We start from the raw sequence: 12,190 nt of genomic DNA, 5'->3' as shown, positions 1-12,190 counted from the left end.
ATATGAAAAAATTATTTATCATATATGTAATAGCGGCATCCATAGGTTTCTCCTCCTGTACAGGTTTGTTCGGAGAAGGACAGTTGGATATGGCTCCGGTAGAAGATATCAACGAAGACAAGATATTTTCGGACTATGCAATGTTCCGTCAGTATGCAGACCAGGCTTATTCTTACATGCCCGGTCATTTGGGACGCCTCTGGAACTCTTTGGTTTCGTCGATGGGTGACGAATCACGCAACAAGGGTGGTTGTACCGCTATCTTCAATAACGGAGCATGGGACGGTACACGAATGGATACCAGTAATAAAATGGTTGATGCCAACAACGAAATTTCGGACATGTGGCAGAATATGTACATCGGTATCCGCAAGGCCAATAAGATCATCGAAAACATAGACCGCATTCCCAACTTCCCGTCCGATGAAATCAAAGACCGTTGTTTGGGAGAGGCTTACTTCCTGCGTGCTTTCTTTTACTTCGAACTGATCAAACGTTGGGGCGGTGTACCTATCATTGATCATACACTGGTATTAAATCAGGATAATCTGGATTTACCCCGCGACACATACGAGAAATGCGTCGAGTTTATCGAAAATGATTGTAAAACTGCTGCCGGCCTGCTGCCCCTGAAGTATGCCGATGCTGACAACGGCCGCGCCTCGAAAGGAGCCGCACTGGCACTGAGATCCAGAACTCTGCTATATGCCGCCCGTCAATTGCACAACCCTACCAATGACATTGCCAAATGGGAAAAAGCAGCCAAAGCAGCCAAAGATGTAATCGACCTGAAACTCTATACGCTCTATCCGGATTATGTAAACATGTTCTTCCAGCCGGTTTGCAGTGAAATCATTATGAACCGTCCGCGCATCAAAATGAATTTTGAACAGGGACATACCAACGGAAGCACTTTCTGGACACGTTTTATTGCCACTCAAGGATACAATGGCTGGGCAGGAGAATGGGTTACTCAGAATCTGGTGGATATGTTTGAAGATTCTAAAGGTTATCCCATCACCAATTCGCAAATTTATAATGACGAAGATCCGTATGCCAACAGAGACCCGCGTCTGGACATGTGTATCTTACGCAACGACCGTTTCTGGTACGACCGTAAACTGGAATTTTGGGTAACAGCCGATGGAAAAGAATCGGGACGCGACAAGGGAACTACCCATATCAATGTTTTGGGATATGCCATCGCCAAATTCTGGCCGGAAACTCACCAGCGATATAAAGGAACTTCCACTTATATGAATTATATTTTCTTCCGTTACGGAGAAATACTGTTGAACTTTGCCGAAGCGCAAAATGAAGTAGGCGGTCCGGAGAGCTCATTGGAAGGACTCTCGGTTAGAGAAGTTCTGACAGAACTCAGGGCACGTGTCGGTCAGGTGCCGATTCCGGAAGACATTTCGGACAGTAGAGAAAGCATGCGCGAACGTATTTATAATGAACGTGCAGTAGAGCTCTGCTTTGAAGAACACCGCTGGTACGATGTACTCTCCTGGCACAAAGGAGTAGAATATTTCAATAAGGATATTTATGGTATCCGTGCCGTGAAAAATGCGGATGGCTCGTTCACTTATTCCCGCGAGAAGTATGAAAGTGCGACATTCAAAGAACACATGCATCTTTATCCGATACCGAATAACGAAGTGTACAAGAGCGCCGTATTGGAACAGAACCCGGGATGGAAATGATGGTATAAACCCTAAAATATGATTCAAATGAAGAGATTTATATATTTGTGCACCGTTCTGTGTACGCTGCTTTTATCGGTAACGCCGGTAAAAGCTCAAAAGACCCAAAAGAACTCGACAGTAACTGTTGAAGGTATTGTGGTCGATGAAAACAATGTCCCCATGCCCGGTATCACCGTAAATGTGCAAGAGAAACAGACAGATGCCGTAACGGATGAGGATGGTAAATTCTATATGTTGCTCGATCCGTCGGATGTATTGGTGGTCAACCTGAAAGGCTACCGTCCGGTAATCAAACGTCTCGACAATCAACCGGTCTATACGCTGAAAATGGTAAAATACCTGACGTATGAAGACGAAATGATCGGTGTGTCTTATGGAGAACAATCCAAAAGAAGCATGACTTCTGCCGTATCGAGCATCGGTACCGATGTAATTGAAAAGAACACGGTGAGCAGTATCGAACAGGCCATGAACGGAACGCTTTCCGGACTCTATTCAATTAAAAACGGAGGAGAAAAATTAGGTAAAAGCAACTATACCTTTTATGTACGGGGTATGGCTACCAATGCCAATGCCAAACCTCTGATCTTAGTGGACGATATAGAAGCCAACATCGACCTGATGGACTTTAATGAAGTGGAAAGCATCTCGGTACTGAAAGACGCATCGGCCCTGGCCATGTACGGCATGCGCGGAGCCAACGGTGTTATTCTGATCAAAACCAAACATGGTAGTGAAGTAAAACACTCGATCAACGTGGATATCCGTGCCGGATTCCAAACCCCCGAATACATGTCCGACCGCTTAAACGCTTACCAATATTCAACACTCTACAATGAGGCTTTGAAGAATGACGGTTCGTCTCCCATGTATAATCCCGATATGTATCTTCGCTCGGACAGAGACCCGTATCTCTATCCGGATGAAAACTACAAGGATCGTTTCATCGGCAACAGTTCTCCTTTCCAGCACTATAATTTCTCTGCTTCGGGAGGTAACGGTCTGGCACGCTACTTCGTGACTGCCGGCTATATGAAACAAGAGGGAATTTTCAAGGATGCAAGTGCCAACAACATTTACGAACGTTTCAATTTCCGTTCCAATCTGGATATCAATCCTATCAAAGGAATGCTGTTCAATATTTTAGTTTCTGCCGCCATCGATAAAAACAAGGCTGCCAACACCGGTTCGGAAGTAGCGGCAGCTACCAACTCTGTGTTTAATACACTGATGACCCTGCCTGCCAATGCTTTCCCGATGTTCAATAAAGATGGCTCGCTCGGCGGTACTTCCGAATATCAGACCAACCCTTACGGACTGTTGAACCGTCACGGCTACCGGAAAGACGAATCCCGCCTGCTCAATGTACAGGTAAAAGGAAAATATGATTTGGATATGCTGTTGCCGGGATTGTCGGTCGATGCTTATTACGGTTTCGAAAACTTCAATATGCAATACTTGAGCATCAACAATACTTATGCCGTATTCCAGGAGAATACAGACGGTACGTATACGCAATTCGGTAAAGACGAGTATAAAAACAGCCGTAGTTCGGCCATGATGGACGGATTCTACCGCTATAACACATTGGGCGCAGGCCTTAACTACAACCACACCTTCGGAAGTGTACACGACCTGGCTGTCCGGCTGTTCTACAATCATTCCAGCGAAACGGTTCCGGGCGATAATCCGGATTATAAATATCAGGGACTGGCCATGCGTGCACAATATGGCTTCAACAAACGCTACTACGCAGAAGTAACAGCTTCTTATCAGGGTTCCAGCAATTACAGAAGCGGAAAACGTACCGGATTCTTCCCGGCCGTCGGATTGGCATGGGTTGCTTCGGACGAGAAATGGCTGCAATCGGCAGAAGCGATCGACTTCCTGAAATTCAGGGTCTCTTATGGTGTGAACGGTAACGACCAGACCGGCGGCCGCCGTTTCCCTTATCGTCAGGAATTCACTTCATCGGGCGGATATGCTTTCGGTAACCCGAACGGAAGCACCGACGGTTCACAGGAAGGAGTATTGGCCAATCCGGACGAAACATGGGAGAAATCATACAAGTTTAACGTAGGATTCGACTTGGAACTATGGAGAGGACTTTCATTTACCATGAACTATTTCAATGAAAAACGCCGGGATGTACTGGTAGATTATTCCAATATCGTTCCTTCATTAATCGGTATCGGCCTTTCCAAATACAACGGCGGATCGATCGATAACCAGGGTATCGACTTCAATGTGCTTTATAACAAGCAATACAAAAACGGCGGATTCTTTGTCGGAGGAAACATGTTGTGGGCAAAAAACAAGATTATCGACCTGAAAGAGATAGCTTACAAATATGCTCATCAATACCGCAAAGGACACTCCATCGGCACACGCTTCGGTTTCGAAACCAATGGCCTGTATACTCATCCCGACCAACTGGTAAATGCCCCTACAGGTTCTTTCGGAAGTCCTGTCTTAGGTGACATCGTTTATAAAAACCAGAATCCGGAAGATGACAATGTAATCGACGAATCGGATATGGTAGCTTTGGGAAATTCATTGCCGGAAATCATATTCGGTGCTACATTGGGAGGTAATTACAAAGGATTCGACATTCAGTGCAATCTGGAAGGATCTTCTTTGTTCTCTACGCATTATATTCCGAACAAGTTTACTCCTTATGCCTATGAGAACCGTTGGAATCCGAATGATCCGGCTGTACAGACAGCCTATCCGGGACTGAGCATCTCCCGTGAATATAACACACAGACATCGGATTTCTGGCAGAAGAAAACCTCTCTGCTCCGCATTTCATCCGCAGAAGTAGGCTATACATTCCCCAAACAACTGATGAAAAAGATCTTCCTTTCTTCATTGCGTGTTTATGTAAATGCCAATAATCTGTTCACTTTCTCAAATGCAATAGATGGCCGTAACCCGGAAGCGATGAATGCCGGATATTCTGAATATCCTTTATTGAGAACATTCTCTTTCGGTATATCTATCAAACTTTAAAAACACTACGATTATGAAAATCAATAAATATATTATAGGTTTAGGCTTGACTTTCTCTTTCCTTTTTGCCGGTTGCGATTCTTTTCTGGATCCGGCAAAAGACGGTAAATTAGGAGAAGAAGATATATGGAATGAAACCCGGCGTGCTTTCGGGTTCTTGAACGATGCATACAACAAGCTGCCAAGCGGATACAATTATATCGACAATGCGATGCTGGCAGCCGGATGCGACGAAGCGGTACACTCGGATGTGACAAGTGACATCAAAGGTTTTAATAACGGTACATGGGATTCTTACTTTTTGGTAGAAAACGTATGGAGCAAAAACTATGAGGGAATCCGCATCGTAAACCGCTTCCTTGAAAGAATCGACGATCTTAAAATGCCGGTTAAACCGACTGTTTCCGGAACGGACGAACAGTTGATCCGTACCCGTGAGCGTATGAAAGGAGAAGCATTTTTCCTGCGTGCCTATTTCTATTTCGAACTGATCAAACGTTACGGCGGTGTACCTTTGTTTACAAAATCATTGACGGTTGAGGAAGCTCAGCAAGCCACCCGCGCTTCGTATGACGATTGCATGAAACAAATTATTGCCGACTGCGACTCGGCCGCCAACCGTCTGCCGGAACAATACAAAGGAAGTTCCGAAAGTGTGGGATTCGACGACAAGAAAGAATTGGGACGCCCTACTACCGGAGCCGCTTACGGACTGAAATCACGCGCATTGCTCTACTGGGCAAGCCCGTTGAACAATCCCGGCAATGACAAAGAACGCTACAAACGCTCGGCCGATGCTGCCCAATTGGTTGTAAAATCGGCCTTCAGATACAAGCTGATGAACTTTACAGACGACAGCGAGTCATTTACCGATTTATATGCCGTCAGCGAAAACTTCCTGCAATATCATCGCGAAATCGTGTTCTCTACCAAGTATAACAATACGGTGTCGGTTGAGCAACAGAACTCCCCGTTGACTATGGGAGGAAAAGGCTTGACCAACCCGACACAAAACTTGGCAGACGCTTTCGGTATGGCAAATGGCAAAGGGATCAATGAACCGGGATCGGGATACGATGAAGATCATCCTTACGTAGGCCGCGACCCACGTTTCTACATGACTTTCGCATATGACGGATCTGAATTCACCGTGAATGATAAAACCCAGACCATTGAAACATTCGAAGGCGGAAAAGATGCCACCGCCACCAATAAGACAGCAACCAAAACGGGATATTACCTGAAAAAACTCCTGTCACCGCAAGCCGTATGGGACGGAAGAACCAATAACATCACCCGTACCTGGATATTGATGCGTTATGCCGAAGTGCTGCTGAATTATGCCGAAGCCATGAACGAATATTGCGAATCGCCGAGTCAGGCACCGAACGACTCAATCTATAAAGTAGTGGAACTGATACGCAAACGTGCAGAATTGAGCCCGTACAAATTGCCTGCCGGACTGACAAAAGAGGAGATGCGCGAAGTAATCCGCAACGAACGCCGCGTGGAACTGGCATTTGAAGAACACCGCTTCTTCGATATCCGCCGTTGGCGCCTGTTAGACGATCCGCAGGAGAAAGCCGACTATCTGAAAATAGAAGGTATGCAAATTGTAAAAGATGATAATGACGAACCTCATTACAGTAAATATACCGTAGAAAACCGGGTATTTGACGAACGGATGTATCTCTATCCGATCCCGAAATCCGAAATATTGAAAGCACCGGGAATTACTCAGAACCCGGGATGGTAAGTAATTAAAAGGAGAATGGAGAGGGGAGAAGTACTATGCAGGGTGATAAGGCTGCGTAGTATTTCTCCCCTCTCTTTTTTATACTATTTCTTTCTCTCTTTTTACATTTAAAGAAATAACAGGTTCCAAATAGCAATATGCCACCTTGATTTTGCCCCCCTTCATCGCCTTCACCTTTTTTCTGTATGGCCGATGAATAAGGGGATAGAGGGTGAAAGGCTGTTCTTTTTCTGAGCACCGTGCAAAGTGAGCCTGAGCACGGTGGCCAAGGAGGATAAGGTCCGTGCTTATGTTCCGTAAACACACTCCTTATGCTCCGTAAGCATATTCCATAGTACGTGCCTTCACCCTGTATATCCGATGAATAAGTCGATTGAGAAAAAAGGTGAAGATGGTGAAGGAGGTAAAAACATATTGAATACAGGTTATTTTAAAGAATAACCCTGCTTATGAAAAGAGACAGCATTCTTTCGGAAAAAGATGTCACGTCTTTTTTTGAAAGATGCTTGTCTTTCCGAAAAAGATGCTACGTCTTTTTTTGAAAGATACTTGTATTTCCGGAAAAGATACTACGTCTTTTTAAGCTCCCCACTCAGCTCAATATAAAAATCACGCTGCATGGCACTTCTCCCCTCTCCATTCTCCCTTCTCCCTTCTCCCTTTAATTAACTCCCCTTAATTAACTCCCTTTCTACAATTCTGGGGTGATACTCCATAGAACGATTTAAAACACTTGCTGAAATAGCGGGGCGATGAAAATCCGAGTTGATAGGATATTTCTGAGATATTCAAATTCGGCTGATTATTAAGTAAGTACATAGCCTCCTCGAGTTTTATTTTCAGAGTCAGTTCGTTAGGGGTAAGGCCGGTAATCTCCTTTATCCTTAGATACAGCTTACTGCGGCCGATACCCAGTTCGGAAGCCAATACGTTCATATCAAAATCTATATCATCAAAATACTTTCTGATGATCGCCGTAGCACGATCTATCAATTCCTGATCCTGCTCATTGACGGCATTAGAAACAAGTGGTGTTTGAGACATATGGTTAAACCTTTCGTAAAGCATCCGACGCGTTCTCACCAAATTATTACAACGCGATATAAGTACTTTGATATTAAACGGTTTAGTTACATAGTCATCCGCACCGAACATATATCCTTCGACGGTATATTCTACAGAAGTCTGTGCCGTAAGCAGAACCACAGGAATATGTGATACTTCCAGGCTGTTTTTAATCTTATGACACATCTCCTTACCGGACATTTCCGGCATCATCACATCACTTAACACGATATCAGGGTGCAACTGACGGGTGGCTTCAAATCCTTCTTTCCCATTAGTAGCTTTATAAACACGATAGATGGGAGAGAAAATATCTTCCAGCATATCCAATATCTCCAGATTATCCTCTACGATAAGGATGGCCGGCTTATTGGCAGAATCTTTCAGTTCATTATCCGCATCCTCCGCTTTTTCCTTATCACCGGTTTCCGGTTCCTTTTCCGATTCTTCGGATATCAGTTCTTCCAAACTCAGTCCTTCCGAAATCTCATCCTTGATCAAATGAAAATTAGATTCATTATCACTCAGCATATCTTTCGGAAAATGCTCATTACCCATCAGCAAAGTAACAATGAAAGCACTGCCTTTTCCTACCTCACTCTCTACGCGGATACTGCCCTTATGCAACTCCACAATCCCTTTGGATACTGCCAGACCGATACCGGTACCCAACGTAAACTCCGAACTTTGCCCGTCAACCTGATAGAAACGGTCGAATATCTTATGAATAGACTCCTCCGATATACCTACTCCATCATCTTCCACCCTTATTTCTACCTCATTCTTCACCTTACGGATAGAAACCGTGATATTGCCTTTTACCTTTGTATACTTAAAAGCATTGGATAACAAATTGAATATCACTTTCTGCAATTGAACCGGATCGAACCATAAGTTCAATTTCTCTTCCATATGTTCGAACTTATAATTTACAGAATGCTTTAAGGCATATTCGTAGAAAGACATGTAGATCTCTTTAGTGAAAGCTACGATATCCATGTATTCCACTCTCAGTTTCAGGAATCCCTGCTCCTGTTTACGGAAGTCGAGCAATTCCGATACCAGATCGCGCATGTGCCGGGCATTCTTATAAATCTTCAATACACGGTTATACACAGACGGATTCAGTTTGTTGAGCTGCAATAACAGCTCCACTTGCACGATAATAAGGGTCAGCAACGTGCGGAACTCATGCGAAATATTGGTAAAGAAACGTAGTTTCGTCTGATTCAACTCTTCAATATATTCTTTTTCTTTCCTTTCGTATTCCAACGAAGCTTTCAGTTTGGCCTGCCGCACGTTAAAACGAAATATGGCATATAAAATACCAACCACAATCAAAGCATAAAGCAGATAAGCCCAGACTGTAGCATAAAATGGCGGATTGATCTTGATATCAAGTTCTATCTGCTTGGTTTCGGCTTTGGAATCTTCCCAGACCTCCCGGACAATCAACCGGTATTTGCCGGGACTCAAATTATTATAACTGATAACATTGGAATGTGCCGGAAACCAAGTATCGTCAAGTCCTACCAGCTTATATTCATACTGGAAATCATTGTTGGAAACATAATTCGAAGTAGCAAATTCCACAAACAGATTGTTCATATTATAATCTAACTCTATCTCTTTACAGTAAGAGAGAGCGGTAGGCAAAATTCCGGATTCATCTCCCGGTTTGACTTCTTTATTATACATCCAAAGTTTGTCAAAATAGAGCTGGTATTCCTTTTTAGTGGTATAGAGCAACTGTTCGTAAAGGGATGTCAACCCATCAATTCCACCAAAGAATACTTCACCGTCTTTTGTGGAATAGACACTCGATCCCTGACTGAAACTCATTTGCGGAATTCCACAAACATGCTTCAGAAGCCTATTCTGCGGATCGAAAAAAGATACGCCTTTATTATGCAATATCATCAGGTAATTATAAGGCGATTCGGTGATGTAATAACAATAATTACTCTGTAAATCCCCCTTCTCCGCCGTAAAATTCCGGAATGTATCCGTATCGGGAAGATAAAGAAACAAACCGGAACCAAGCGTACCGAAAAAAAGATTTCCCTTACTATCCTCCAGAATATGGGTAATCCGGAATTTACCTATCGACGTGGTATCTTCCAATACCGGATTATATTCCTTTATCTTATTATCAGTCAGATTGATACGCACAACACCACCATCCGATTTGGCAATCCACATCCTGTCTTTGCTATCAATCAGAAAAGTTTCATAATAGAATTTACGTTCTACCGCCTGATTTACCTGTTCATCGGTAGACAGCGAAGAAAATGTTTCGTTTTTCAAATCCATTCCATACACTCCTGCCTGCGTCAACACGATAAGCCGGTCTTTATAAAACTGCATGTCATTCACAATATCATTGGGCAGTGACAGAGGATCTCCCGGATTATTTTTCAAAACTCTTATCCTTTGCGACTTTATATCAAAAACATTCAGTCCTCCGGTATGAGTTCCGATATATAGCAGATCCCTGTCTTTCAAGTATCTGATACATTTCAAATTATTATGGCTTATACTTCCGGGAGTACTCCCTTGCATGAAACTTTTAAATTGCTTGGTCTCACGGTTGAAGAAATTCAACCCGCCGCCTTCGGTACAAATCCAGAGATTACCATTTTTATCTTCCACCATCTTGCCTACAAACGGAAAACTGAGATAGTTTGGATTATTTCCTCCCAATGCACCATAAAAGTGATAGATATCGGCCCTCGGATTAAAACGGTTGATACCCCCGAAATAAGTTCCTACCCAAATGTTACCTTGCATATCTTTATACAGGCTGAATACCGAAGAATGGCTCAAACTATAAGGTACATTGTCTATCTGAGTATAGCATTTCCACTTATTGGTAATAGGGTCATATTTGTTTAACCCATAAAAAGTACCGATCCATATATTTCCGAACTCATCCTCTACAACGCTTCTCACATGATCGTCCGAAAGGCTTTCCTTACCGGGCGAATTACGGAAATTGGTCACTTGATTCTGAGAAGATATTCTATAAACTCCGCTCATATCCGTACTCACCCACAAATCATTTCTCTTACTCTTATAAAGATGCTTTACAAAAACATCCGATAATACCAGATGGGGGGCGAAAGGATTATTTACAGAAACCGAAAACAAATTGTTCTCCGTTCCGATCCACAGATATTCTCCATCCGAAAAAATACAGTTTCCATTTCCGAATTTCGGATCGAAATCACAAAATTTATGCAATCCCTCTTTTCCTTCCAGATAATAAAAAACGGTATGATCCGACAGTACCCAAAGAGTATCATTCGCATAATAAATGCCATTGATTTCCTTTTGTGCCAAACAAATGAACTCCTGTGTCAAAACATCGTATTTCACTAAATCGTGTCCGGCGCGCAGATAAATGGCTCCTTTCCGATTGCCATAAATGGAGTAAATTTCATTCTGAGTCAATCCTTTATTATTCTGAGACGGACGAAAGGTAGTAATTTCCCGTCCGTTATACCTGTTCAATCCTTCAAAAGAACCGAACCACATAGCTCCTGTCTCATCCTGATAAAGAGAAAAGATACTGATTTGAGTCAACCCGTCTTTAATCCCCAAATGATGGAAATAAACATCATTGGCCCTGGAAAAGGAAAAAGATAAAAAACACAGAACCGATATCAGCAAAGTTTTGATCGCCGTTTTACTCAATAGATGATTTATTCTTTTTTTTATCATAGTTAGTAAGACATTTTGTCTTTTTAGTATTAGTTATATATAAGAAGCAAATATAAATAAAATATATAAATTATACAACATTACAACTAAGTCTTTAAATCAAACAGACAGCAAAATAAAAAGCGGCCTATCTCTTAGAGATAAGCCGCTTTCCCAAAACCGGATAACGATTTATTAATAGTTTTCTTTTTTTACTTCAAAATAAGCTTGCGGATGTAAACATGCCGGGCAAACTTCGGGAGCTTCCTTGCCGATAGTGATATAGCCGCAATTACGACATTGCCATACTACTTCACCTTCTTTAGCAAAAACAGAAGCTGTCTCAATATTATTTACAAAAGCACGATATCTTTCTTCATGGCCTTTTTCGGCAACAGAAATATTGCGATACATGGCAGCGATTTCATAAAAACCTTCCTGTTCGGCTACATCGGCAAAATGCGGATAGTCTTGCGACCATTCTTCATGCTCACCGGCAGCAGCTTCCAACAAATTGTTAAGAGTAGTACTGATAACTCCGGCAGGATAGCTGGCAGTAATTTCTACCATACCGCCTTCAAGATACTTAAACATACGTTTTGCATGTTCTTTTTCCTGATCAGCCGTTTCAGTAAAAATAGCAGCGATTTGTTCGTAACCTTCTTTTTTTGCAACACTTGCATAATAAGTGTAACGCATTCTTGCCTGTGATTCTCCGGCAAATGATGTCAACAGATTTTTCTCTGTTTGAGTACCTTTAATACTTTTAGCCATAATAGTCTTATATATTTAATTAATTAGTATAATTACGTCAGTGTTGTTTATTTATAACACAAATATACGGATTATGTTCAAAATAAGTATGTTTTTCTTTATTAATAAATTCTATCGGATCATTGATAAATTCTATCTAAATCAAATTATATGCTTAAAAACATACTATTAG

Annotated in this window: 5 protein-coding genes; 3 read left to right on the top strand and 2 right to left on the bottom strand. The window is 42.3% G+C overall.

Features of this window, described 5'->3' with window-relative positions; all coding sequences use genetic code 11:
- Window positions 1–2 precede the first annotated feature (2 nt).
- From RB604_RS04025 to RB604_RS04015, 3 genes are read left to right on the top strand one after another with little or no spacing between them, the layout of a single operon-like run.
- Window positions 3–1,706: a RagB/SusD family nutrient uptake outer membrane protein gene (locus RB604_RS04025; protein WP_055293900.1), complete on the top strand. Its 1,704-nt coding sequence runs from the start codon at window positions 3–5 to the stop codon at window positions 1,704–1,706.
- A gap of 27 nt (window positions 1,707–1,733) precedes the next feature.
- Window positions 1,734–4,721 carry a SusC/RagA family TonB-linked outer membrane protein gene (locus tag RB604_RS04020; protein ID WP_005928080.1) on the top strand — a complete coding sequence of 996 codons (2,988 nt, stop codon included), beginning with the start codon at window positions 1,734–1,736 and terminating at the stop codon, window positions 4,719–4,721.
- A 13-nt stretch (window positions 4,722–4,734) separates the two neighbouring features.
- Window positions 4,735–6,477 (top strand): RagB/SusD family nutrient uptake outer membrane protein, encoded by a 1,743-nt coding sequence (locus tag RB604_RS04015; RefSeq protein WP_005928082.1) that lies wholly within the window; start codon window positions 4,735–4,737, stop codon window positions 6,475–6,477.
- A 675-nt stretch (window positions 6,478–7,152) separates the two neighbouring features.
- Here RB604_RS04015 and RB604_RS04010 read toward each other — a convergent pair.
- Both RB604_RS04010 and rbr read right to left on the bottom strand, forming a co-directional pair.
- Window positions 7,153–11,265: a hybrid sensor histidine kinase/response regulator transcription factor gene (locus tag RB604_RS04010; RefSeq protein ID WP_229103641.1), complete on the bottom strand. Its 4,113-nt coding sequence runs from the start codon at window positions 11,263–11,265 to the stop codon at window positions 7,153–7,155.
- Window positions 11,266–11,439: 174 nt separating this feature from the next.
- Window positions 11,440–12,018, bottom strand: a complete 579-nt coding sequence (gene rbr / locus RB604_RS04005; protein WP_002558465.1) for a rubrerythrin — start codon at window positions 12,016–12,018, stop codon at window positions 11,440–11,442.
- Window positions 12,019–12,190: the final 172 nt, after the last annotated feature.

Origin of the sequence: Bacteroides salyersiae (genome assembly GCF_031172035.1) — a bacterium.
In the GTDB taxonomy this organism is placed as follows: domain Bacteria; phylum Bacteroidota; class Bacteroidia; order Bacteroidales; family Bacteroidaceae; genus Bacteroides; species Bacteroides salyersiae.
This window is presented reverse-complemented; position numbering and strand designations above follow the sequence as displayed.